The following is a 24384-nucleotide window of genomic DNA, read 5'->3' on the forward strand; positions in this document are numbered from 1 at the left end:
ATTTGATCGGTTATTTAAAGTTTACGGTTACTCCCAAGGTGAATGAACGGGTCTGGAAGTAGGTGTTTCTACGCTCGATACCTGGAGAAAGCGCGGAGGTGAACGCATCGTTGTTTTCCGAGTCGTTGGTCCTTACCTCTGGGTCCACACCGGTGTAATTGGTGATGGTGAAGAGGTTTTGCGCCGCAAAGTAGACTCTCAGGGAGCTGAGATTTGGAGAGTTGGTCTTCACGTTGTAGCCCAGCTCGGCATTGTCCAAGCGGATGAAGGCTGCGTCTTCGACGTAGGAGCTGTTGAATGTCGGAGTGGACACCACCAGTGGATTGGTGGGGGTATTGTCCGTGATGACGGAGTTCCAGGTGTTGGATGCAGGGTCGGCGTTTTCATAGAAGCCTCTGTAGGAGTTGTAAAGGTCATGTCCCCAAGCTCCTCTCAGGAAGAAGTTTAGGCTCCATTGGTTCCATCTGAAGCTGTTGGTGAAGCCGAATTCCCCTTTTGGAAGACCGTTGCCCAGTTTTTCATATTCATCCGGGCTCGTGGTGGACAGGATATATTGCCCGTCTTCGGTATAGCCAAGCAGCCTTGGTCCGTAGATGTCGCCCAGGTTTTCGCCTACTCTGTTGTAGATGATTGGGTTGTTGTTTTGTCCCGGAGATCCTGGGGTCGCAAATCTGAGTTCCTCAAAACCCAAGTCACCGGCAGACAAGCTTTCGATGGTGGTCTTGTCATAGATGGTGAAGTTGAGGGTAGGAGTCCATTTTAGCATTCCTTTGCCGATTTCGTTGACGGAAGCGGCAAATTCGAAACCAGCTGCTCTCAAGTCTGCGAGGTTGATCCAGGTGGAGGATGCGGTGTTGAATCTTCCCGGATCAAATGGGTTTGGAGCTCCAGTCGCCACCGGCACGTTGAAGAGCAGGTCGGAGATGTTTCTGGTGTAGTAGTCTACGCTACCGGTGATTTTGTTGTTGAGCATTCCAAAATCCACCCCGACGTTGAATTCCTTTTTGGTCTCCCACTTCAGGTCTTTGTTGGGGTTGGAGTTTTGCACAATCCCCACAAAGATGTCATTCTGGGTCAGCGGGTCACCATCCAAGTCGATTCTGTTGCCGTTGCCATACACACCCAAAGCCAAGGTAGGGGATGGGGGCAGGTTTCCGGTCACACCGTAGGAAACTCTGGGTTTGAACTGGGAGAACACGCCCATGTCGAAGATCTGCGTGAAGTCGGAGCCCACGGAGAAAGCAGGGAAGACACCGGTTTGGTTGTTTTCGCCAAATCCGGAGTAGGTCTCAGCTCTCACGGATGCGGAGACAAAGAAGGTATTGTCCCAGTTGAAGTTGGCTCTGCCGAAGAGGGAGTTGAGCTGGTCTTCATTGGCGTAGGAGGATACTTCGGTGTTGTTGCCCACGCGGATTGCGCCGGCACCCAGGTTGTCCCAGCCCAAGTCGAAGAGGTACTGGCGTACCCTTGCGTTGAATCCTTGGTTTTTGGTGAACTGCATGCCTGCACCACCCAACAATGTCATGTTAAGTTTATCAGTCAGGTCGGTTTCGTAGCGGAGGGTAGATTCGAAGATTCGCTGAGATCTATCTCTGGTGATTCTCTGGGCAGATCCGGTAGCACCGAGACCTACTTGATAGTCCTGCATGGACCAGAAGTTGCCTTCCAGTTCGTTTCTTCTATCCTGGGAATACTGTGCCGTGACGGTCAGATTGGTGAGGATGTCAAATTCCGCTCTGTAGGAAAGCAGGTTTGATTTGACCTCGCCGACGAATTTCTGCTGGTTAGCGAGTGCCACAGGATTGTAAAAGTCAAAGAGGTCCCGCTGGAAATAGCCTCCAAAGCGCTGGATAGCGTCTTCGGTGTTTTCGTAGATCGGAGCGGTTGGGTTGTAGATGGTGGCGTATCGGAATGCCGCATCGTTGATAGACTCTCTGGCCACGTTGGTGAAGGAGAGATTGACATTGAATCGCAGCCTGTTGTTCAGGGCGCCTTGGGAGAGGTTCAGTCTGGTGTTCAATCTTTCGTTGCCTACACCGTTGACTATGCCGTTGTTGTCACGATAGTTCACCGCCGCCATGTAGTTGGAGTTGCCAAAGCTGCCGGAGATGGAAGCGTTGGTAGTGAAAGACATGGCATCGTCGATGAGCTCATTTCTCCAGTCGGTGTCGCTGCCGAAGTCCGTGCCCCCTCTGGCTACAAACTCGTCTGCCGAAAGGATAGGGATCAAATTGGTAGCTTGGTCCAGGGTGGCAAAGGAGTTGACAGTCACGTTGGTGGTTCCGTCTTTCTTGCCTTGCTTGGTGGTGGTGATCAGGATCACACCGGATGAGCCTCGGGCACCGTAGATCGCCGCTGCGGATCCATCCTTCAGTACGTCGATGGACTGGATGTCATTCGGGTCGACGTTGTCCAGGGAAGCGCCGATCACGCCGTCCAATACGATCAGTGGGGAAGAGTTGGCTCCGAAGGTCGATAGACCTCTAAGTCTTACATTGAAGCCGTTGTTTGGGTTGCCTCCAGGTCTGGTGATGGATAGACCAGCGACTTTTCCTTGCAGCAACTGGGCTGGGTTGGTCACGTTGCCACGGTTGAAATCCTCAGGCTTCACACCGACTACTGCCGAGGTGATTTCCTTTTTGTCCTGAGATCCGTAGCCGATGACTACCGCTTCCTCCAGGCTCTGGATGTCTTCTTCCAGGCTGATGGTGATGGTGCTCTGGTTGCCGATCTCTACCTCTTGGGTCAGGTAGCCGACAAAAGAAACGACCAGGACTTGGTCTCCGACTTGAAGCGGGAGGGTAAACTTTCCATCCACGTCAGTGGCAGTACCACGCGTGGTACCTTTGACCAGAACCGTGGCTCCGGGGACAGGGTCTCCAAAGCTCGCATCCAGGACGGTTCCCGAGATGGAGCGTGTTTGGGCGTTGACTGCCAGCATTGCACCTAGGGTGAGTGCAAAAACCAACGCCAACGACTTGAGATTGGGTAAATAATTTGTCATAGGGTTTTTTGTTTGATAAAAATCGAAATAGGCATGAGTACTCTTATTCCGAACCTAAAGTGATGGTTAAATTTCGGTTTTGCAATTTTTAACAATTGCCTGCTTTCGTCCCCAAAAAACCGATCCTTAACAGAAGATTGTATTGCTTGTATAAAAAATAGAGAAAGCTGAGTTTTGTTGAAAATGAGCTAACGGAAAACGTTTTCCATTTAAACGAAATCAAAAAAGTCATTTTTTTTTACAGAAATCAAAATTTTGGAAATCGGGTAATGGTGTATCTAAGCGCTAAAAAACCTTCTTGAAAAAAATTAAATAAGTGTATCTATAAGCATAAACTTTTTAGTAATAAAAGAGCCTCTTATATAGCTTACATGTCAGGCTTCGGGCTGTCTTTTTCCACTGGCTTACCCATGCTTCCGTTCCCGTAATTCCTAAATCATCTTAAACCTGGCGATACAACCTCCGGGCGGGTTTTTACATCTATATCTTTATACTAAAGAAAAACCAAATTTATGACACAGGAGGTGAAGCTCTCGATGCGTTTGGCGGCGGTGTTGCTTTTTGGAATCCAGTTTTTTACAGCTGCCCAGGGGATCAGGGGAAAGGTAAGCTCCTCCGACGGGGAGCCCTTGCCCTTTGCTTCGGTGTACATCCGCAATCTGGAGGACGGTGTCCCGACCAATGAAAACGGACAGTACGAGTTTAGGCTCAAGCCCGGCTACTACGATGTCATCGTCCAGTTCCTCGGCTACAAGTCCCAGCTGGAGACGGTAGAGGTGCGGGATGGATGGGTGGAAATGGACTTTTCCCTCGAACCCCAAGTGTACAACCTCAGCGAGGTGGAGGTGCGCGCGGGAGCCGAAGACCCTGCCTTGACCATCATGCGAAAGGCCATTTCCAAAGCCAAGTATCACCGCCTACAGCTCCAGAGCTATTCGACCACGGTGTACCTAAAGGGAACGGGGCAACTCACCGACGCGCCCTTTTTTATGAAAAAGACCCTGGAGGAAGAAGGCTTGAAGCTCAATGAGGCCTATACCTCCGAGTCGGTGTCGCGCATCACTTTCACGTTGCCCGACAAGGTGGAGGAGAAAGTCATCTCCATCCGCACCAACGGCGACAACCAGGGCACTTCCCCTGCGCCCTACATCCAGACCTCCTTCTACCAAGACCAGATCAACGGGATCGTGTCCCCGCTCTCCCGCTATGCCTTCCAGTATTATCAGTTCAGATACGAGGGCAGCTTCTTTGATCAGGAAGTGATGGTGAGCAAGATCCGGGTGACGCCTAGATCTAGGGGGGAGAAGGTATTTGAGGGATACATCTATATCATCGAAGACCTCTGGGCCATCCACAGCCTAGACCTGAAGACCTCGCTGCTGGGCTTCCAGATCACCGCCAAGCAGCAATATGCGCCGGTGGCCGAGCATGTGTGGATGCCGCTCACCCATAGCTACACCTTCGGGGGAAAGATTTTCGGCTTTGCGGGCGAGTTTAAGTATTTGGCTTCTACTCGGGAGTATGAGGTGACGCTCAATCCGGACTTGGCCGTTGTCCCCGAGATCATCGACGAAAAGGTGCAGGAAGTCCCGGAGGATGTGCAAAAAGTGGACAAGTCCATCTCCGCGCTGGAGCAGCTGGCCACAGAGGAGCCGATGACCCGCAAGGAATACCGCAAGCTGCTCAATGCCTACGAGAAGGAATCTCTGAAGGAGGAGCAGAAGGAGGAGAAACAGCCTGTGACCTCGGAGCGCTACTATAGTGTGGACTCTTTGGCGAGAAAGCGGGACCTGGCCTACTGGGACAGCATCCGTCCGGTGCCCCTGACGGTGAAGGAGGTGGAGGGCTATCGGCGTGACGACAGCCTGGCCACGGTCGAGGTGGCCAAGATGAGCGAAGTGGACTCCGTGGCAAAGAAAGCCAGAAAGGGCTTCAAGCCGGTGGACGTGCTGATGGGCGGATCCTATTCTTTTGGCAAAGGAGTGTCGATGGGCTTCAAGTCCAACCTCACCAAGGTCTCCTTCAACACGGTGGAAGGCTGGAAAGTGGGAATGGGTTTTTTCTATAGAAAGTACTCCGAGGAAAAATTGGCGGATAGCGTCAACAGAAACAGGAAGAGCTTCAATATCGAGCCGGAGCTGCGCTATGGCTTCTCCAGCGACCGCTTCTATGGCAAGGTGAATTTCCGCTGGTCTCGGACACAGCCCGTGTCTGGCCAGACTTGGGGGCTGGAAGGTGGTCGCTATATCTATCAGTTTAATACCGAGGAACCCATCCAGGAGCAGATCAATGCGGTCTATTCGCTGCTGGCGCGCCGAAACTACATGAAGCTCTACGAGCAGGACTATGCCAGAGTCTATTGGTCCCATCGGGTGGACTACGGCCTGACCTACCGCGTCAACTTCACCTGGGCCGAAAGGCGGGAGCTTTTCAACAATTCCAACTACTCCTTTTATAACAAGCCTGAAAGGGAATACACACCCAACCGCCCGGAAAATGTGGAAGCGGCCGATGCCGTCTTCCAAGACAACCAGATTGCCAAGCTACATGCTTCGGTGGAATGGAGGCCCGGCCTCACTTACTCGATCCGAGATGGGCGGAAGTATCCGAATTTTGAGCGCTCGCCGCTGATCACCTTTACCTATCAGAAAGCCATGCCGGGACTGGTAGGCTCCGCGCAGGCCTCCAAGTTTGACCAAGTGGAGCTGGGGCTGAAGCATGACGTGAGCTTTGGCGTGAGCGGCAAGCTGGACTTCAACGTGGTAGCGGGGACTTTCCTGAACAATGAACAGGTCTATTTCCAGGATTTCAAACACTTTGGCGGTAACAGGACGATCTTTTCCAACTTCGGCCCCGCGTCCAACTTCCGCTTTATGGACTATTACAAATACAGCACGACCTCCAAGTATATCTCCGGGATCGCGCATTATCAGTTTAGGAAGTTTCTGCTCACCCAGCTGCCCATGCTGCGCTACTCTGGGGTGAGGGAAAACATCTTTGTCAACTATCTGAAAACCGAAAACTCTCCCCATTACACCGAGGTGGGGTATTCCCTGGATAATCTGTTCAGGATATTCAGGCTGGAACTGGGAGTGGCCTTTGAAAACGGGAAATACCTGAGGAGCGGACCGCTGTTTGGGATTGCGACCTTTATCAATGTGAACTTTGAAGAGTAGGGAGCTCGTGGCTCCTGAGCTTGTCGGGGGAGGGAGTCTTGTAAGTCCTGAGTAGTAAGTAGTAAAAGGTAAAGGGGGGAAGGTTGGAAAGTGGCAAGGAGCGGGACTCCGCCGGAGCGCTTGTAAACCGTATATCAAAAATCGTAGATGACGGGTCGTGGGGAAAAGCAAAAAGCCCGACATAGCGAACGCGTTGTCGGGCTTTTTGATGAAAGGAGGCCGCTCAGACCTTCATGATATCGGTTTCCTTTTTTGCCAGGAGCTCGTCGAGCTTGGCGGAATACTGGTCAGTGAGCTTTTGTACCTGCTCCTCTGCACGCTTGACGGCATCTTCTGGAGCGCCATCTTTTTGAAGCTTTCTCAAAGACTCGTTGGTGTCTTTGCGCACGCTGCGGATGGAGATCTTGCCGCCTTCACATTCCTGCTTGGCCTGCTTGACCAGATTGACCCGGCGCTCTTCGGTCAGGGCGGGGATGGTCAGGATGATGATCTCGCCGTTATTTTGCGGAGCCAGTCCCAAGTCAGAGTTGATGATGGCCTTTTCGATCTCCGAGATCAGGCTTCTCTCGAATGGTTTGATGGCAAGTGTTCTGGCATCCGGGGTGTTGACGGAGGAGACCTGCTGGAGAGGAGTGGCTGCGCCGTAGTACTGTACCATGATGCCGTCCAGTAGGTTGGGCATGGCTTTTCCGGCGCGGATCTTTACCAGTTCTGCAGCGGTGTGGTCTACCGCTTTTTGCATCAGCTCTTTCGCTTCGTCTAAGAATAACTCGATTTCTTCCATGATTTCGTTCAGGATTAAGCAGTGATCAATGTTCCGATTTCGTCTCCCAAGACGAGTTTGCTCAGGTTGCCGGCCTTGTTCATGTCAAAGACGATGATCGGCAGGTTGTTTTCCTGGCAGAGGGTGAAGGCTGTCATGTCCATCACGCTCAGGTTTTTCTCATATACTTCTGAGAAGGAGATGGTGTTGTATTTGGTCGCGGAGCTGTCCTTTTCCGGATCGGCGGTGTAGACCCCGTCCACGCGGGTTCCCTTGAGCACCACGTCAGATTCTACCTCGATGGCACGCAGCGCTGCGGTGGAGTCGGTGGTAAAGTACGGGTTGCCGATCCCGGCGCCGAAGATGACGATTCTGCCTTTTTCGAGGTGGCGGATGGCTCTTCTGCGGATGAAGGGCTCACACACACTCTCGATCTTGATGCCGGACATCAGGCGGGTGTACATGCCGTTTTGCTCCAGGGCACTCTGCAGGGCCATGGCGTTGATCAGGGTGGCGAGCATACCCATGTAGTCGCCCTGTACGCGGTCGATGCCGGATTTCTCTGCCTGTACCCCTCTAAAAATGTTGCCCCCTCCGATCACTATCGCTATCTCCACTCCCATGTCTTTGACCTTCTTGATCTCATCGGCGTATTGCTGAAGGCGGGTAGGGTCGATGCCGTAGTTTTTTTCGCCCATCAAGGCTTCCCCACTGAGTTTGAGCAGAATTCGTTTGTATTTCATCTATTGGATTGTTGATGTCTAAAGTTGAGGTCGGCAAGAGCCCGGTAGATATCTGGATTTATTGGTCAAAATCTGATCGAATCGACCCTGAAAAGTCTAAACAATCCGACAAATATAATTTCTTCAACTCACAATGCTAGGCCAAAATCCAAAAATGGAAGTGGGGACGCTTCCTCGGTATAGTCAATGCGCTGATAGCTTGGCGGTTTGGCGGTGAAAAAGGAGCGTCGCAACCGTGGCACCCGTTGGCTTCGAGCCGGAGGGCTTTCATTCCCTTCCCAAAAGCAGCGGGGCTAGAACAGCACCAAGACCTGGTTTTTTTCCACGCTTTGCCTGAGCGAAATCTTCACTTCTCTGACCACCCCATCGCCTGGGGATTTGATGATGTTTTCCATTTTCATGGCTTCGAGGATGAGGAGCACATCGCCTTTTTTGACCTCGTCCCCGGGCTTTACCATCAGATCCAGGATCAGGCCCGGCATGGGGGCTTTGATGTCTTTGAGGCTGCCGTTGCCGTTGGCGCTCATTCCCATTTTTTCGAGCAGGAGATCAAAGCGGTCTTTGAGCTTTAGGCTGGCAGTCTGGTGTCCGATCCGAATCTGGAGGGTTTTGGTCGACCGGTCGATGGACAGCAGCTCCGCTTCTATGGACTCTTGGCCTCGAATCAGGTGGATTTTTCGGTCTTCTACCCACTTCAGATCCCAGGCGATCGGCTTTTGGTTGACTTGGAGGGAGTCGTCGGTTTTTTCGACCGTATGGGTGTTGTTTTGAAGGATAACTGAAAACATTCCTGCTATTTTGGCTGTGAATATACGCTGACCGGGCAGGTTGCCCGTTTAAGCTTTCCAAAATATCAAACAAATGCATTCGAGTCCAAAGAAAATTTCGAATACCGTCTTGTCACTGGGGAGCGCCGCCCTTTTGTTTTTCTCAGCAGGCTGCAAGTCCGAAAAGCAGGTGCTGCAGCCCGAGCCTGAATCCACGGCGGTGGCCGAAGCGGATACCGTGGAGCGGGTGGACAGTCTGGCGCTGTTGAGGCTGATGAGGGAAAAGGAAGCTGAGATCGAATCCTACAAGCCTAGCGCCCGCCGTGATTTTGACCTGTTGCATACGGATTTGGACCTTGCTTTTGATTGGGAGCGACAGGCGGTGCTGGGGAAGGCCAGGCTGAGGCTGAAGCCCTTTTTCTATCCCCAAAAAGAAGTGGTACTGGATGCGAAGGACTTTGAAGTGGGAGCGGTCTATTTGGTCGAGGGCGATGAGTTGACGAAGCTTTCCTACCGATACGATGAAAAGCAGCTGGGCATTTATTTGCCTGGCCTACTGTCTGCCAAAGACACTTTTGAGGTCGAGATCAACTACACGGCTTTTCCAGAGCGCAACGCCGGAAATGGAAGCAAAGCCATCACCGATACCAAAGGGCTGTACTTTATCGATCCGCTGGACACCATTCCGGGCAAGCCGACCATGATCTGGACGCAGGGCGAGACGGAGCACAACAGCAAGTGGTTTCCCACGATCGACAAGCCCAACGAGCGGGCGACGCAGCGCTTCCGGCTGACCGTGCCGGATAGTATGGTCAGCATCAGCAATGGCGTGCTGGTGAAGCAGGAATCTCTTGGCGGAGGACTGCGAAAAGACCACTGGGAGCTCAACCTGCCCTCGGCGCCGTATTTGGCGGCTATCGCGGTGGGGAACTTCGGCAAAGTGGAGGCGCAGTGGGAGGATGTTCCGTTGGGCTACTATGTGGAAAAGGGCTTTGAAAAAGGAGCGGAGAAAGTGTTTCAGAACACGCCGGAGATGATGGGCTTTTTCGGGGAAAAGCTCGGGGTGGAGTTCCCTTGGCCAAAATACGATCAGATCGTCGTGAGGGACTTCGTGTCCGGCGCGATGGAAAATACGACGGCATCCATATTCATGGAGGAGCTGCGGCTGGATGAGCGGGAAGCAATCGACTCGGACTGGGATTACATCATCGCCCACGAGCTGTTTCACCAGTGGTTTGGCGACTTGGTGACTACCGAGTCCTGGGCCAACCTGACGCTGAACGAGGCCTTTGCCAACTACAGCGAATACCTCTGGAACGAGCATAAATATGGAGCGGACCAGGCCGGACTCAAGTTGGTCGCCGAGATGGAAGGCTACTTTGCGGAAGCAGAAAGCAAACAGGAAGATTTGATCCGCTTCCGCTATGCAGATTCGGAGGACATGTTTGATGCGCATAGCTACAACAAAGGCGGTGTGGTCCTTCATATGCTGAGGAGGCAGGTGGGTGATGCGGCGTTTTTCCAAGCACTGAACCGCTACCTCAAGCGTCACGCTTTTCAGTCGGTCGAGGTACACGACCTGAGAATCGCTTTCGAAGAAGTAAGCGGCCAGGACCTTAACTGGTTTTTCAACCAGTGGTTTTTGGACAAAGGCCATCCGGAGCTTTTGGTAGACGTGGACTACTCCCAGCCGGAAAACATCCTGATATCAGCCTACCAAATCCAGGATCTGAAAACTTCCCCCTTGTTTCAGCTGCCCTTGGAGGTCAGCTGGTATGAAGCAGGAGAGCGAAGGAGCAGGACGTTTCAGATGACTCGGGGATTTCAGCAGTTTGCTTTGGAAAATGGTACCCCCCTGTCGCAGGTCTATATCGACGAGGGCAAAAACCTTCTGGCCCGAAGATCCCAAGAGCTCAGTGCGGAGCAGTTTGCCCGGCAATTCAAGGAATCCAAACTCGGCGTGGCGCGATATGAGGCGCTGGATAGCCTGGCCGCCAGAGAGTCGGTTGACCAGCTGATGGAGGTATTGCCGGCGGCGTTGACGGATCCCTTTTGGTCGATACGGGAGAGTGCCCTAGGACACCTGCAGGGCGACCCAGCCTGGAGAGAGCGCATCGCCGGCCTGGAGGAGCAGGTTTATGGTTTGGCGGAGAAAGATCCCAGAAACTCAGTCCGTGCGGCAGCCTTGGACTTACTGGCGGCTTGGGATGCTGACAAGTACCGTCCCACATTCCTGAGGTTGGCCAATGAGCCCTCCTATCTGGTGGCAAGCTCAGCCTTGATGGGGTTGGTTGGCGGGCTGGAAAGCCCTGCCGATCCCGCCGTGATCGAGCGCTTCGCGGGGGAGGGGAATTTCAGGATAGTCATCCCCGTGGCGGAATACTACATCCAGCAGAATGTGTCAGGCAAAGGGGGCTGGTTTTTGTCACAGCTTCAGGGCTTGTCAGGAGAGGGACTGTATTATTTCATGGGCTATTTCAGCGAGTACTTTTCTCGATATCCAGAAGAGGGGGAAGAGGAGGCTGTGGCCCGGCTGATGGCGTTGATGAAGGGGGATTCCAAGAATTTCATCCGTTTGGGGGCTTTTCAGGCTTTGTTGGGTTTTGCTGACGAGGAGGCCGTGGTGGCCAAAATAGGCCAAATAGCTTCTGAGGAGGGCGACCTTGAGCTGAAAAACTACTACGAATACTTCCTGGAGGCGCTGCGGGGCGAAAATTAATCGGTTGATTTTGAAAAGATTGAACTGCTTAGGTGGAAAAAGTTTTCGATTTTGGTGTACAACCTTTGATACTTTGACAAAAGGCTATAATTTTGCCATCCGTTAAGGTCACAAGGGCCCAAAACTCACAGATTTTAACGCAGTTGGGGGAATACCAAAGCGGCCAACTGGGACGGACTGTAAATCCGTTGACTTATGTCTTCACAGGTTCGAATCCTGTTTCCCCCACACCAGTTGTCCGAATGCGAAATTTTTTTCTAATTTTGCAGGACTTTGAAAAATCCGGTACGCCGGTCAAAAGCGGGAGTAGCTCAGTTGGTAGAGCGGCAGCCTTCCAAGCTGCAGGTCGCGGGTTCGAGCCTCGTCTCCCGCTCTGTGCTTTAAAGCAGGGCACAATGGTCAAGCCGACGTAGCTCAGGGGTAGAGTACTTCCTTGGTAAGGAAGGGGTCGCGGGTTCAAATCCCGCCGTTGGCTCAACACAGAGAATTATTATCTAAACATATCTTTAAACTTAAACTGAGGATTTTCACGCATGGCAAAAGCAACCTTCGACCGTTCCAAGCCGCACGTTAACATCGGTACGATTGGACACGTAGACCATGGCAAAACAACCTTGACTGCCGCCATCACTACCGTTTTGGCTAAAAAAGGTCTTTCTGAATTGAGAGATTTCTCTTCTATCGACAACGCTCCTGAAGAGAAGGAAAGAGGTATCACTATCAATACTTCCCACGTAGAATATCAAACTGAAAAGAGACACTACGCTCACGTAGACTGTCCAGGTCACGCTGACTACGTTAAAAACATGGTAACTGGTGCTGCCCAGATGGACGGTGCTATCCTTGTAGTAGCTGCGACTGACGGACCTATGCCACAAACCAGAGAGCACATCCTTTTGGCTCGTCAGGTAGGTGTACCTCAGCTGGTTGTTTTCTTGAACAAAGTCGACATGGTTGACGATCCAGAATTGCTTGAGCTTGTAGAGATGGAAGTTAGAGAATTGCTTTCTTTCTACGAATTCGACGGTGACAACATCCCAGTAATCGCTGGTTCTGCACTCGGTGCACTGAACGGCGAAGAGAAGTGGGTTGAGACTGTGATGCAATTGATGGAAGCAGTTGACTCTTACATCCCGCTTCCAGAGCGTCTGGTTGACAAAGACTTCTTGATGCCTGTAGAAGACGTATTCTCTATCACCGGTCGTGGTACTGTAGCCACTGGTCGTATCGAAAGAGGTGTGATCAACTCTGGTGATCCAGTAGAGATCATCGGTATGGGTGCTGAAGGCTTGAAGTCTACCGTTACTGGTGTGGAAATGTTCCGTAAGATCCTCGACAGAGGTGAAGCTGGTGACAACGTAGGTCTGTTGCTTAGAGGTATCGAAAAAGCGCAAATCAAGCGTGGTATGATCATCTGTAAGCCAGGTTCTGTGAAGCCTCACGCTCACTTCAAAGCTGAAGTTTACGTACTTTCCAAAGAAGAAGGTGGACGTCACACTCCATTCTTCAACAAGTACAGACCTCAGTTCTACCTGAGAACTACTGACGTAACCGGCGAAATCAAACTTCCAGCTAACGTGGAAATGGTAATGCCAGGTGACAACGTAACCATCGAGGTGAACCTGTTGTCAGCAGTAGCTTTGGAGAAAGGTTTGAGATTTGCGATCCGTGAAGGTGGCCGTACTGTAGGCGCCGGACAGGTGACCGAGATCCTTGACTAATCAAGCTTAGTATAAGAAAACGATGCGATCCCAAATTATTTTGGGATCGCATTTGTTTCTAAAGACATTATCACTAATTTTGCGTTCCCATTTGCGGGGCGTTCATTTACACGGGCATAGTTCAATGGCAGAATAGCGGTCTCCAAAACCGTTGATGGGAGTTCGAATCTCTCTGCCCGTGCAGCAAGTAAGTAGACTATGAATCTTAAAAACTTTGTCCTGGAATCTTATGACGAGATGAAAAATAAGGTCACTTGGCCTAAGTTTTCGTTTCTTCAAAACAGTGCCGTATTGGTGTTGGTCGCTTCCCTTATCTTCGCCTTGTTTATCGGTGCAGTGGATTTGGGGTTTGAGAACATCATGACATGGTTTTATGATTTATTCTAATTGACATTACAGAATGGCTGAACATAAGTGGTACGTACTCAGAGTAGTGGCAGGGCAGGAAAAAAAGACCAAGGCTTACCTGGACAATGAGATCCAGCGTGAGAAGATTGGTGAATACATTCCTGAGGTCCTGATCCCTTCTGAGAAGGTATATGAGATGCGCAACGGAAAAAAACGAGTCAGAGAAAGAAACTTCTTTCCTGGCTATGTCCTTGTAAATGCGGATCTCTCCAACGGGGAAGCCAATCACGTAATAACGAGTATCCCGGGTGTCATCGGGTTTCTTGGATCAAACCAGGGGGGAGCTTCCAAAACCCCTGAACCATTACGACAGTCAGAGATCAACCGTATCTTAGGTAAGGTTGAGGAGATTGACGAGTTTGCCGAGAAGCAGGACACGCCATTTATAGTCGGAGAAGCCGTAAAAGTAATGGACGGCCCATTCAGTGGATTTACCGGGACAATTGAGGAGATATTTGAGGAGAAGAAGAAGCTTAATGTTATGGTTAAGATCTTCGGCCGAAATACTCCGGTAGAGTTAAACTTTATACAAGTAGAAAAACAAGACTAAGCAATGGCTAAGGAAATCACTGGTTATGTAAAACTACAGGTGAAAGGTGGCCAGGCTAACCCGTCGCCTCCAGTAGGTCCAGCTCTTGGTTCCAAGGGTTTGAACATCATGGAGTTCTGTAAGCAGTTCAATGCCCGTACCCAAGACAAAATGGGTACCGTGCTCCCTGTGCTGATTACGGTTTTTTCTGACAAGTCTTTCGAATTCGTAGTGAAGACTCCTCCAGCTGCAAACATGCTGTTGGAAGCTGCGAAAGTGAAAGGTGGCTCCTCTGAGCCAAACAGAAAGAAAGTGGGATCTGTTACCTGGGATCAGGTAAGAGTGATCGCTGAGACGAAGATGCCTGACCTGAATGCCTTCAAAGTAGAATCTGCCATGAAAATGGTAGCTGGTACTGCACGAAGCATGGGTATCACTGTATCTGGTAAAGCCCCTTGGGAAGTATAAATAAAAAACAATGGCTAAGTTAACAAAAAAGCAAAAAGAAGCTCTTTCTAAGTACGACGCAAGCCAAATGTACTCCCTGGAGGCAGCTTCTTCACTGGTTAAGGAAATCACCACCACCAAGTTTGACGCTTCTGTAGACGTGGATGTCCGTTTGGGCGTCGACCCTCGTAAGGCTGATCAAATGGTGAGAGGGGTAGTAGCACTTCCCCACGGTACTGGCAAAGACATCAAGGTATTGGTGCTTTGTACTCCTGACAAGGCAGCTGAAGCGACTGAAGCAGGTGCAGACTACGTAGGTTTGGACGATTACATTGCCAAGATCGAAGGCGGATGGACTGACGTGGACGTCATCATCACCATGCCTAACGTGATGGCAAAGGTAGGTAGGTTAGGTAGAGTATTGGGGCCTCGCGGCTTGATGCCAAACCCTAAATCAGGAACCGTTACTCTGGAAGTAGGCAAGGCGGTAAGAGAGGTGAAAGCCGGTAAGATCGACTTCAAAGTCGACAAGTTTGGAATCATCCACGCCGGTGTAGGTAAAGTGTCTTTCTCTCCTGAGCAGATTCAGGAAAACGTGAAAGAGTTGATCTCTACCATCTCCAAGCTGAAGCCGTCTTCTTCAAAAGGTACATATTTCAAAAGTATTCATTTGTCAAGCACAATGTCCCCGGGTATTGCTGTAGACAAGGGTAGCATTCAAGGAATTTAATCATGACTAGAGACGAAAAGAAAGTTATAATCGACAGTCTGACTGAGAAGCTGAAGGAAAACCCTTTCTTCTACATCACTGATGCCTCCGGATTCTCTGTGGCGCAGGTGAACGCATTCAGAAGAACTTGCTTTGAGAAAGGTGTGGAGTACAAAGTGTACAAAAACACCCTGATCGCCAAGGCTCTCGAAAATCTGGACGCGGACTACTCCAAATTGTCGGGTAGTGCATTGAAAGGGTTCTCTGGAATTATTTTCTCAAAAGAGACTAGTAACCTTCCGGCAAAAGTATTGCTGGATTTCAGAAAGAAACAAGGTAAAAAAGAGACCAGACCGGTATTCAAAGGTGCAGGTATCGACTCAGACGTGATTCTGGGCGAGAGCAACCTCGAAATGCTGTCTAATCTCAAGTCTAAGGCAGAATTGCTGGGCGATCTCATCGGATTGCTTCAGTCTCCAGCCAAAAATCTCGTTGCCGCATTGCAGTCTGGACAGAACAACATCACTGGCGTTCTTAAGACTCTTGCTGATCGGGAAGCGAAATAATCTTATCAAATCATTCAAAAAACAAATTAAATAATCAATACAATGGCAGATCTTACACAACTTGCAGAACAGTTGGTGAACTTGACTGTAAAAGAAGTAAAAGAATTGACAGACATCCTTAAGGATCAGTACGGCATCGAGCCTGCTGCTGCTGGCGCTGTAATGGTAGCTGGTGGTGCTGCTGGTGGTGGCGAAGCCGCTGCTGAAGAGGAGAAAACTTCTTTCGACGTAATCCTTAAAGCTGCTGGTGCTTCTAAGCTTGCAGTAGTGAAACTGGTGAAAGAATTGACCGGTCTCGGATTGAAAGAAGCAAAAGATCTTGTTGACGGCGCTCCTAAGGCCTTGAAAGAAGGTATCGCTAAGGACGAAGCTGAAGCTTTGAAGAAGTCTCTGGAAGAGGCTGGTGCTGAAGTAGAGATCAAGTAATTTGGCAATTTCGATCCTCTAGGTTCGGAATCAGCCCGGAGACCTGACTAAATTAGTCAGGTCTTTTCCTGTTTATGCACAGGACAAAAATTGCATTATTTTGAGTGATAATTGTCACTTTCCGATATTAAATTTCACTATAAACTATACACTACCTTGGCTATCAAGAATCAAACCGAAAGGAAAAGTTTCTCCTCCATTAAGGTGGTCAAAGACTATCCCGATTTTCTCGATATCCAGCTGCAGTCCTTCAAGGACTTTTTCCAGCTGGATACCCCAGCAGAGAAGCGCCGGGCAGATGGGTTGTTCAAAGTTTTCGCTGAAAACTTCCCGATCAGTGATTCCAGAGAGAACTTCACCCTGGAATTCATCGACTATGCAGTAGACCCGCCCAAGTACAGCGTGGAAGAATGCATCGACCGAGGGTTGACTTATTCTGTTCCGCTCAAAGCAAAGTTGAGATTGCTTTGCCACGATGAAGACAACGAGGATTTCGAGACCATCGAGCAGGAGGTGTTCCTAGGCAACTTGCCTTACATGACCGAGAAGGGCTCCTTTGTGATCAACGGAGCTGAGCGTGTGATTGTCTCCCAATTGCACCGTTCTCCTGGGGTGTTCTTTGCCCAAAGCAAGCACACCAACGGAACGAAGCTGTATTCCGCCAGAATTATTCCTTTCAAAGGTTCTTGGATCGAGTTTGCGACGGACATCAACAATGTCATGTACGCTTACATCGACCGTAAGAAGAAATTCCCGGTAACGACACTGCTGAGGGCTATCGGCTACGGTTCGGATAAGGATATCCTTGACCTGTTCGGTTTGTCCGAGGAAGTGGCTGCGACCAAGGCTGCGCTGAAGAAGGCAGGTGGACGCAAGCTGGCCGCGAGGGTTTTGAGAACTTGGGTAGAAGATTTCGTGGATGAGGATACCGGCGAGGTAGTCTCCATCGACCGAAACGAAGTGTTGCTTGAGCGCGACACGGTTCTTACAGAAGAAGACATCGAAATGATCTTGGACTCCGGCTCCAAGTCCATCATTCTCCACAGAGAAGATGTGAACGTGGCCGACTTCTCGATCATCTACAATACACTGCAGAAAGACAACTCCAACTCCGAGAAGGAAGCTGTGGAGGTGATCTATCGCCAACTCCGAAATACCGAGGCGCCTGACGAAGCTACCGCTCGTGAGGTGATCCAGAGCTTGTTCTTCTCTGACAAGCGCTATGACCTCGGGGAAGTAGGACGATACAGAATCAACAAAAAACTGGGGCTGAACATCGAAGCCGAGAAGATTGTGTTGACCAAAGAGGACATCATTTCCATCGTGAAATACCTCATCGGTCTGATCAACTCCAAGGCGGTAGTCGATGACATTGACCACTTGTCCAACAGACGTGTGCGTACTGTGGGCGAGCAGCTGTACAGCCAATTTGGAGTAGGTCTGGCGAGAATGGCCAGAACCATCCGCGAAAGAATGAACGTGCGTGACAACGAAGACTTCAAACCAGTCGACTTGATCAATGCCCGTACGCTTTCTTCCGTGATCAACTCCTTCTTTGGTACCAACCAACTTTCCCAGTTCATGGACCAGACCAACCCGCTGGCGGAGTTGACTCACAAGAGAAGACTTTCAGCCCTCGGTCCAGGTGGTCTTTCCAGAGAAAGAGCGGGCTTCGAGGTTCGAGACGTTCACTACACGCATTACGGTCGTCTGTGTACCATCGAGACTCCCGAAGGTCCAAACATCGGTCTGATCTCCTCTCTTTGCGTTCACGCCAAAGTGAACTCTATGGGCTTCCTGGAGACGCCTTATAGAAAAGTGAAGGACGGCAAAGTGGGCATGAAGCCTGAGGAAATCGTATTCCTCACCGCCGAAGAGGAAGACAACCACAACATCGCACAGGCAAATGCGCCGCTGGATGAAGCTGGAACTTTTGTCAACGAGAAAGTGAAAGCAAGATTTGAGGGTGACTTCCCTGTGTTGGAGCCTAGCGAAATTTCCTACATGGACGTTGCACCAAACCAGATCGTGTCCGTGGCGGCATCCTTGATTCCTTTCTTGGAGCATGACGATGCCAACCGTGCCCTGATGGGATCCAACATGCAGCGCCAGGCCGTTCCATTGCTGAAGGCGGAAGCTCCAATCGTGGGTACCGGTCTGGAAGGCAAAGCGGCGATCGACTCCCGAGCGCTGATCATTGCGGAGGCAAATGGTGTGGTTGAGTTTGTAGACGCCAAGAAGATCACGATCAAGTACGATCTGACTTCAGACGAACTGCTGGTGAACTTCACCAACGAATACAAAACCTACGACCTGATCAAGTTCAGAAGAACCAACCAGGATACGACGATCAACTTGACTCCTTTGGTACTCAAAGGCCAGAAGATCGAAAAAGGACAGGTGCTCGTAGAAGGATACTCTACCAACAAAGGCGAGCTGGCTTTGGGTAAAAACCTGAAAGTAGCCTACATGCCTTGGCAAGGGTACAACTTCGAGGATGCGATCGTAATCTCCGAGCGCGTCGTTCGTGAGGATATTTTCACCTCCATCCACGTAGAGGAGTTCCAGCTGGAAGTGCGAGATACCAAGCGTGGTGAAGAAGAACTGACTTCTGAAATCCCGAACGTATCCGAAGAGGCTGTGAAGCACCTCGACGAAAACGGCATCATCCGTATCGGTGCCGAAGTGAAGGAAGGCGATATCATCATCGGTAAGATCACCCCTAAAGGCGAGACTGATCCGACTCCGGAAGAGAAGCTCCTCCGAGCGATCTTCGGTGACAAGGCTGGTGACGTGAAGGATGCTTCTTTGAAAGCTTCCCCATCCCTGAACGGTGTCGTGATCGAGACCAAGCTTTTCTCCAGACCTAAAAAGGACAAGGACAACAGAGCGAAGTCCAAGGCTGAGGTCGAAAAACTGAAGGCCAAATACTCCAAGGATCTCCTGGGCATCAGAGCCAAGATGATCAACAAGCTGGTGACTATCCTGGATGGCAAAACCTCTCAGGGCGTGAGACACAAGTTTGGTGATGAAATCATCAGCAAAGGCGTGAAGTTTGGCCAAAAGAACATTGAGAACAACCTCTTCCCTGCTAAGAACCCTTACAGAGACGAGTCTAACTACAATGTGCCTGAGGAAGCAAACCTGGTATCCGACATCATCCTGGACGACTGGACTGACGACGCACACACCAACTCACTCATCGTGAAACTGGTGAAAAACTATACCAATTCCAGAAACGAGATCTCCGGCCTCTTCAAGCGCGACCGCTTCACCCTCGAAGTAGGGGACGAGCTGCCTGCGGGTATCGTGAAGCTGGCCAAAGTCTACATCGCCAAGAAGCGCAAGCTGAAGGTGGGTGACAAGATGGCGGGTCGTCACGGTAACAAAGGTATCGTGGCCCGAATCGTACGTGACGAGGACATGCCATTCTTGGAAGACGGCACGCCGATGGACATCGTGTTGAACCCACTGGGTGTACCTTCCCGAATGAACATCGGACAGATCTTCGAGACCGTGTTGGCTTGGGCTGGACAGAAGACCGGCAAGAAATTCGCCACTCCGATCTTCGACGGAGCTTCCCTGGAGGAAGTGTCTGCCGAACTGGAGGCGGCTGGAGTACCTGCCTACGGACGTACCTACCTCTACGATGGTCTTTCCGGCAACAAGTTTGACCAGCCTGTGACTGTAGGTGTCGCCTACATGCTGAAGCTGGGCCACTTGGTCGACGACAAGATGCACGCCCGTTCCATCGGACCATACTCCCTCATCACCCAGCAGCCGCTTGGTGGTAAGGCACAGTTCGGTGGTCAGCGTTTCGGAGAGATGGAAGTGTGGGCACTGGAAGCTTTCGGTGCATCCCACGTACTCCAAGAGATCCTCACTGTCAAGTCTGATGACGTAATCGGTAGAGCGAAAGCTTACGAAGCAATCGTGAAGGGTGAAAACCTTCCTAAGCCAAACATCCCTGAATCATTCAATGTATTGGTTCACGAGTTGAGAGGCTTGGCTCTTGAAATTACCCTGGATTAATTTGGCTCAAGGGGCGGGCGACCGCCCTGAACATATCTCAAAAAACTATGTCGTTTAGAAAAAATAAAAAACTCAACAACGATTTCTCCCGAGTGACCATCAGCTTGGCCTCTCCAGAATCCATTCTGGATAGCTCCAACGGTGAGGTGACCCAGCCAGAGACCATCAACTACAGAACGTACAAGCCTGAGATGGGCGGTCTGTTCTGCGAGCGGATCTTTGGTCCGGTCAAAGACTGGGAGTGTCATTGTGGTAAATACAAGCGCATTCGCTACAAAGGCATCATCTGCGACCGTTGCGGCGTCGAAGTGACTGAGAAGAAAGTTCGTCGTGAGCGTATGGGACACATCGAGCTGGTCGTGCCAGTAGCGCACATCTGGTACTTCAAGTCCCTTCCTAACAAAATCGGTTACCTGCTGGGCCTTCCTACCAAGAAGTTGGACCAGATCGTGTACTACGAGCGCTATGTCGTAGTGCAGGCTGGGGTGAAAGCCGAAGAAGGTGTGCAGTACCTCGACTTCCTCACAGAAGACGAGTACTTGGACATCATGGACAAGCTGCCTAAGGAAAACCACATGCTGGATGACGAAGATCCTGCCAAGTTCATCGCCAAGATGGGTGCGGAGGCTTTGGAGATGTTGCTGGCAAGACTGGATCTCGACGACCTGTCTTACGCACTCCGTCACCAGGCTGCGACCGATACTTCCCAGCAGCGTAAGGCCGAGGCCTTGAAGCGTCTGAAAGTAGTCGAAGCATTCCGTGACGCGAGAACCCGCATCGAAAACCGTCCTGAGTGGATGGTCGTTCGCATGGTTCCAGTGATTCCACCGGAATTGCGTCCGTTGGTTCCTTTGGATGGCGGTAGATTCGCTACTTCTGACTTGAACGACCTGTATAGAAGGGTGATCATCCGAAACAACCGTCTGAAGCGCCTCATCGACATTAAAGCTCCAGAGGTGATCTTGAGAAACGAGAAGCGAATGCTGCAGGAAGCTGTGGATTCACTTTTTGACAACTCCAGAAAAGTAAATGCGGTAAGATCTGATGGTAACCGTGCTTTGAAATCCCTTTCCGACATGTTGAAAGGTAAGCAGGGCCGATTCCGTCAAAACTTGCTCGGTAAGCGTGTGGATTACTCCGGCCGTTCCGTAATCGTCGTAGGTCCAGAACTGAAGCTTCACGAGTGTGGTCTTCCCAAAAATATGGCAGCGGAACTTTTCAAGCCGTTTATCATCAGAAAACTGATCGAAAGGGGCATTGTCAAGACCGTAAAATCTGCCAAGAAAATCGTGGATCGCAAAGATCCTGTGGTTTGGGATATTTTGGAAAACGTGCTGAAAGGACACCCTGTCCTCCTCAACCGTGCCCCAACGCTTCACCGATTGGGTATCCAGGCTTTCCAGCCAAAACTGATCGAAGGAAAGGCAATCCAGCTCCACCCATTGGTATGTACTGCATTCAACGCCGACTTTGACGGTGACCAGATGGCGGTACACGTGCCACTTGGACACGAGGCGATCTTGGAAGCTTCTACCTTGATGCTTTCTGCGCACAACATCCTGAACCCTGCCAACGGCGCTCCGATCACCGTACCTTCCCAAGACATGGTATTGGGTCTGTACTACGTGACCAAAGGCAGAAAGTCGACCCCTGAGTTCCCGGTAGCGGGCGAAGGAATGACTTTCTACAGCCAAGAAGAGGTGATCATCGCCCTCAACGAAGGCAAGATCTCCAAGCATGCCAATATCAAGTGCAAGGTCAATGTCAGAACTGCCGAAGGCGAGATCAAAGAGCAAATCATCGAGACCGTTGCAGGTCGATTGATCTTCAACCAGTTCGTGCCTGAGGAAGTTGGTTATGTAAACGAGCTTTTGACCAAAAAGAAACTTCAGCAGATCATCGCTGAGGTAGTGAAAGTCTGCGGTATCGCCCGTACTGCGCAATTCTTGGATGACATCAAGCATCTCGGATTCCAGATGGCATACCAAGGTGGTCTTTCCATGGGATTGAACGACGTAATCATCCCTGAGGAGAAAGAGCCGATGATCGCGAAAGCGAAAGAGGAAGTGGACCAAGTATGGAACAACTACCTCATGGGTCTGATCACCGACAACGAACGATACAACCAAGTCATCGATATCTGGACTCGTACCAACTCGCATCTGACCAACAATCTGATGAAGAAGATGGAGGAGGACAAGCAGGGCTTCAACGCCATCTACATGATGATGCACTCCGGAGCTCGTGGTTCCAGAGAGCAGATCCGTCAGCTGGGTGGTATGAGAGGTCTGATGGCCAAGCCTCAGAAAAACCTCCAAGGCTCTGTAGGGGAGATCATCGAAAACCCAATCCTTTCCAACTTCAAAGAAGGTCTGGACGTATTGGAGTACTTCATCTCTACCCACGGTGCACGTAAAGGTCTAGCCGATACGGCATTGAAGACTGCGGATGCGGGGTACCTGACCCGTCGTCTCGTGGACGTAGCACAGGATATGATCATCACGGAGGAAGACTGCGGTACCTTGAGAGGCCTGGTAGTTCAGCCTTTGAAAGACAACGACGAAATCGTCGAGCCGCTTTCCGAGCGTATCGTCGGACGGGTTTCTGTACACGATGTGTACGATCCAGTCACTGACGAATTGATCGTGCCGGCTGGCATCGAGATCAATGACGAAGTCGCCAAGATGGTAGATGAGTCTGCTATCGAAGAGGTGGAAATCCGCTCCGTATTGACCTGCGAGACTCGAAGGGGAGTGTGCGCGAAGTGCTACGGCAGAAACCTTGCTACAGGCAAAATGGTACAAGCCGGTGAATCTGTAGGTGTCATCGCCGCACAGTCTATCGGTGAACCAGGTACCCAGCTTACCCTGAGAACCTTCCACGTCGGTGGTACTGCCTCCAACATGGCGGTAGACGCTTCCATCCCTGCGAAGTTTGACGGGGTGATCGAGTTCGAAGAGGAACTGAGATTCATTGAGACGACCAACAAGGATGGCGAGGCAATCACCATCGTCATGGGCCGCTCCGGTGAGATCAAAATCAACGACGCGAAGACCGGAAAGACTTTGGTGTCCAACCACGTGCCCTACGGTGCCTTGCTGAATGTGAAAGACGGACAGAAGATCGCCAAAGGCCAGTCCCTGTGTACTTGGGATCCGTACAATGCGGTCATCCTTTCCGAGTTTGACGGTCAAGTCGACTTCGAAGCAATCGTAGAGGGCGTGACTTACAAAGAAGTGGCTGATGACCAGACTGGTTTCCGTGAGAAAGTCATCATCGAAACCAAGGATAGAACCAAGAACCCGGCAATCGTCATCAACTACGGCGAAGACTCCAAAGGATACAACATTCCTGTGGGCGCTCACTTGGCTGTAGAAGTGGGTGAGAAAGTGAAAGCTGGACAGATCCTCGTGAAGATCCCAAGATCCGTAGGCAAAACCCGTGATATTACCGGTGGTCTTCCACGGGTAACCGAACTTTTCGAAGCTCGTAACCCATCTAACCCGGCTGTGGTATCCGAGATCGACGGTGTGGTGACCTATGGTGGTATCAAGCGTGGTAACAGGGAGATCATCATCGAGTCCAAGGACGGTGTGATCAAGAAGTACATGGTATCCCTATCCAAGCACATCTTGGTACAGGAAAACGACTTCATCCGTGCAGGTGAGCCGTTGTCTGACGGAGCCATCACTCCAAACGACATCCTGTCCATCAAAGGGCCAACCGCGGTACAGGAATACCTCGTGAATGAGATCCAGGAAGTTTACCGACTTCAGGGTGTGAAAATCAACGACAAGCACATCGAGGTGATCGTATCCCAGATGATGCAGAAGGTTGAGATCCTGGATGCTGGTGACACCGGATTCCTCCAAAACCAAGTCGTGGACAAGTGGGCTTTCCGTGAGGAAAACGACAACATCCTTGACAAGAAAGTGGTCATGGACGCAGGGGACTCCTCTACTTTGAAGCCAGGCATGATCATCTCTGCCCGAAGACTGAGAGACGAAAACTCCAGCCTGAAGCGTAAGGATCTGAAGCTGGTACAGGTAAGAGACGCTGAGACGGCTGTTTCCGCACCTACGCTGCAGGGTATCACCGCGGCATCCTTGGGTACCGAGTCCTTCATCTCCGCGGCTTCCTTCCAGGAGACTACCAAAGTACTCTCCGAAGCTGCCATCCGAGGCAAGCGCGACGAGCTCTTGGGTCTGAAGGAAAACGTAATCGTTGGACACCTGATCCCGGCGGGTACCGGACAGCGAAGACTGCAAAATCTGATCGTCGGCTCCCAGGAGGAGTACGAGAAGCTTTCTGAAAATATGGAGAAGACATCCTCCAAAAGATCCAGCGAAGCGATCCTATAATCAATTATGATTT

The 24384-nt window shown here is 50.9% G+C and carries 15 protein-coding genes and 4 tRNA genes; 15 read left to right on the forward strand and 4 right to left on the reverse strand.

What is annotated here, in order from left to right; genetic code table 11:
- Window positions 1-10 precede the first annotated feature (10 nt).
- Window positions 11-3004: a SusC/RagA family TonB-linked outer membrane protein gene (locus J0A68_RS05160; protein ID WP_206577112.1), complete on the reverse strand. Its 2994-nt coding sequence runs from the start codon at window positions 3002-3004 to the stop codon at window positions 11-13.
- A gap of 512 nt (window positions 3005-3516) precedes the next feature.
- On the opposite strand from J0A68_RS05160, the gene J0A68_RS05165 reads away from it, so the two are divergent.
- Window positions 3517-6180 (forward strand): DUF5686 and carboxypeptidase regulatory-like domain-containing protein, encoded by a 2664-nt coding sequence (locus J0A68_RS05165; RefSeq protein WP_206577113.1) that lies wholly within the window; start codon window positions 3517-3519, stop codon window positions 6178-6180.
- 223 nt (window positions 6181-6403) lie between these two features.
- On the opposite strand, the gene frr is transcribed toward J0A68_RS05165, so the two are convergent.
- From frr to J0A68_RS05180, 3 genes are all read right to left on the reverse strand, one after another.
- Window positions 6404-6964 (reverse strand): ribosome recycling factor, encoded by a 561-nt coding sequence (gene frr, locus J0A68_RS05170; protein ID WP_206577114.1) that lies wholly within the window; start codon window positions 6962-6964, stop codon window positions 6404-6406.
- Window positions 6965-6978: 14 nt separating this feature from the next.
- The gene (gene pyrH, locus J0A68_RS05175; RefSeq protein WP_206577115.1) at window positions 6979-7686 is read right to left on the reverse strand and encodes a UMP kinase; all 708 of its coding nucleotides are present in this window, start codon (window positions 7684-7686) and stop codon (window positions 6979-6981) included.
- 293 nt (window positions 7687-7979) lie between these two features.
- Window positions 7980-8474 (reverse strand): acyl-CoA carboxylase biotin carboxyl carrier protein subunit, encoded by a 495-nt coding sequence (locus J0A68_RS05180; RefSeq protein ID WP_206577116.1) that lies wholly within the window; start codon window positions 8472-8474, stop codon window positions 7980-7982.
- A gap of 73 nt (window positions 8475-8547) precedes the next feature.
- Here J0A68_RS05180 and J0A68_RS05185 point away from each other — a divergent pair, with 73 nt between their 5' ends.
- From J0A68_RS05185 to rpoC, 14 genes are all read left to right on the forward strand, one after another.
- Entirely contained in the window at window positions 8548-11172 is a 2625-nt protein-coding gene (locus tag J0A68_RS05185) for a M1 family metallopeptidase (RefSeq protein ID WP_206577117.1), read from the forward strand.
- Between the two features lie 145 nt (window positions 11173-11317).
- A tRNA-Tyr gene (locus J0A68_RS05190) sits at window positions 11318-11400 on the forward strand.
- Window positions 11401-11472: 72 nt separating this feature from the next.
- Window positions 11473-11545, forward strand: a tRNA-Gly gene (locus tag J0A68_RS05195).
- A 30-nt stretch (window positions 11546-11575) separates the two neighbouring features.
- Window positions 11576-11647: transfer RNA gene (locus tag J0A68_RS05200), tRNA-Thr, on the forward strand.
- Between the two features lie 58 nt (window positions 11648-11705).
- Window positions 11706-12893, forward strand: a complete 1188-nt coding sequence (gene tuf, locus J0A68_RS05205; protein ID WP_206577118.1) for an elongation factor Tu — start codon at window positions 11706-11708, stop codon at window positions 12891-12893.
- A 110-nt stretch (window positions 12894-13003) separates the two neighbouring features.
- A tRNA-Trp gene (locus tag J0A68_RS05210) sits at window positions 13004-13074 on the forward strand.
- Between the two features lie 17 nt (window positions 13075-13091).
- Complete coding sequence (gene secE / locus J0A68_RS05215; RefSeq protein ID WP_206570947.1) at window positions 13092-13280, forward strand: preprotein translocase subunit SecE; 189 nt, start codon at window positions 13092-13094, stop codon at window positions 13278-13280.
- Between the two features lie 13 nt (window positions 13281-13293).
- Window positions 13294-13851 (forward strand): transcription termination/antitermination protein NusG, encoded by a 558-nt coding sequence (nusG, locus tag J0A68_RS05220; RefSeq protein ID WP_206577119.1) that lies wholly within the window; start codon window positions 13294-13296, stop codon window positions 13849-13851.
- Window positions 13852-13854: 3 nt separating this feature from the next.
- Window positions 13855-14298, forward strand: a complete 444-nt coding sequence (gene rplK, locus J0A68_RS05225) for a 50S ribosomal protein L11 (RefSeq protein WP_206577120.1) — start codon at window positions 13855-13857, stop codon at window positions 14296-14298.
- A 10-nt stretch (window positions 14299-14308) separates the two neighbouring features.
- The gene (gene rplA / locus J0A68_RS05230) at window positions 14309-15007 is read left to right on the forward strand and encodes a 50S ribosomal protein L1 (RefSeq protein ID WP_206577121.1); all 699 of its coding nucleotides are present in this window, start codon (window positions 14309-14311) and stop codon (window positions 15005-15007) included.
- A 2-nt stretch (window positions 15008-15009) separates the two neighbouring features.
- The gene (rplJ, locus tag J0A68_RS05235; protein WP_206577122.1) at window positions 15010-15552 is read left to right on the forward strand and encodes a 50S ribosomal protein L10; all 543 of its coding nucleotides are present in this window, start codon (window positions 15010-15012) and stop codon (window positions 15550-15552) included.
- Window positions 15553-15594: 42 nt separating this feature from the next.
- Entirely contained in the window at window positions 15595-15978 is a 384-nt protein-coding gene (gene rplL, locus J0A68_RS05240; RefSeq protein ID WP_206577123.1) for a 50S ribosomal protein L7/L12, read from the forward strand.
- A gap of 156 nt (window positions 15979-16134) precedes the next feature.
- Complete coding sequence (gene rpoB / locus J0A68_RS05245) at window positions 16135-20010, forward strand: DNA-directed RNA polymerase subunit beta (RefSeq protein WP_206577124.1); 3876 nt, start codon at window positions 16135-16137, stop codon at window positions 20008-20010.
- Between the two features lie 47 nt (window positions 20011-20057).
- Window positions 20058-24371 (forward strand): DNA-directed RNA polymerase subunit beta', encoded by a 4314-nt coding sequence (rpoC, locus tag J0A68_RS05250; protein ID WP_206577125.1) that lies wholly within the window; start codon window positions 20058-20060, stop codon window positions 24369-24371.
- Window positions 24372-24384 lie beyond the last annotated feature (13 nt).

This window comes from Algoriphagus oliviformis (assembly GCF_017254915.1).
Classification (GTDB): domain Bacteria; phylum Bacteroidota; class Bacteroidia; order Cytophagales; family Cyclobacteriaceae; genus Algoriphagus; species Algoriphagus oliviformis.

What these genes read in the sequence shown, in the direction of transcription:
- tuf (WP_206577118.1), top strand. Translation starts at nt 11,706, where the DNA reads ATGGCAAAAGCAACCTTCGACCGTTCCAAGCCGCACGTTAACATCGGT.
- nusG (WP_206577119.1), top strand. Translation starts at nt 13,294, where the DNA reads ATGGCTGAACATAAGTGGTACGTACTCAGAGTAGTGGCAGGGCAGGAA.
- rpoC (WP_206577125.1), top strand. Translation starts at nt 20,058, where the DNA reads ATGTCGTTTAGAAAAAATAAAAAACTCAACAACGATTTCTCCCGAGTG.
- rplK (WP_206577120.1), top strand. Translation starts at nt 13,855, where the DNA reads ATGGCTAAGGAAATCACTGGTTATGTAAAACTACAGGTGAAAGGTGGC.
- pyrH (WP_206577115.1), bottom strand. Translation starts at nt 7,686, where the DNA reads ATGAAATACAAACGAATTCTGCTCAAACTCAGTGGGGAAGCCTTGATG.
- secE (WP_206570947.1), top strand. Translation starts at nt 13,092, where the DNA reads ATGAATCTTAAAAACTTTGTCCTGGAATCTTATGACGAGATGAAAAAT.
- rplL (WP_206577123.1), top strand. Translation starts at nt 15,595, where the DNA reads ATGGCAGATCTTACACAACTTGCAGAACAGTTGGTGAACTTGACTGTA.
- J0A68_RS05180 (WP_206577116.1), bottom strand. Translation starts at nt 8,474, where the DNA reads ATGTTTTCAGTTATCCTTCAAAACAACACCCATACGGTCGAAAAAACC.
- J0A68_RS05185 (WP_206577117.1), top strand. Translation starts at nt 8,548, where the DNA reads ATGCATTCGAGTCCAAAGAAAATTTCGAATACCGTCTTGTCACTGGGG.
- frr (WP_206577114.1), bottom strand. Translation starts at nt 6,964, where the DNA reads ATGGAAGAAATCGAGTTATTCTTAGACGAAGCGAAAGAGCTGATGCAA.
- rplJ (WP_206577122.1), top strand. Translation starts at nt 15,010, where the DNA reads ATGACTAGAGACGAAAAGAAAGTTATAATCGACAGTCTGACTGAGAAG.
- J0A68_RS05165 (WP_206577113.1), top strand. Translation starts at nt 3,517, where the DNA reads ATGACACAGGAGGTGAAGCTCTCGATGCGTTTGGCGGCGGTGTTGCTT.
- J0A68_RS05160 (WP_206577112.1), bottom strand. Translation starts at nt 3,004, where the DNA reads ATGACAAATTATTTACCCAATCTCAAGTCGTTGGCGTTGGTTTTTGCA.
- rplA (WP_206577121.1), top strand. Translation starts at nt 14,309, where the DNA reads ATGGCTAAGTTAACAAAAAAGCAAAAAGAAGCTCTTTCTAAGTACGAC.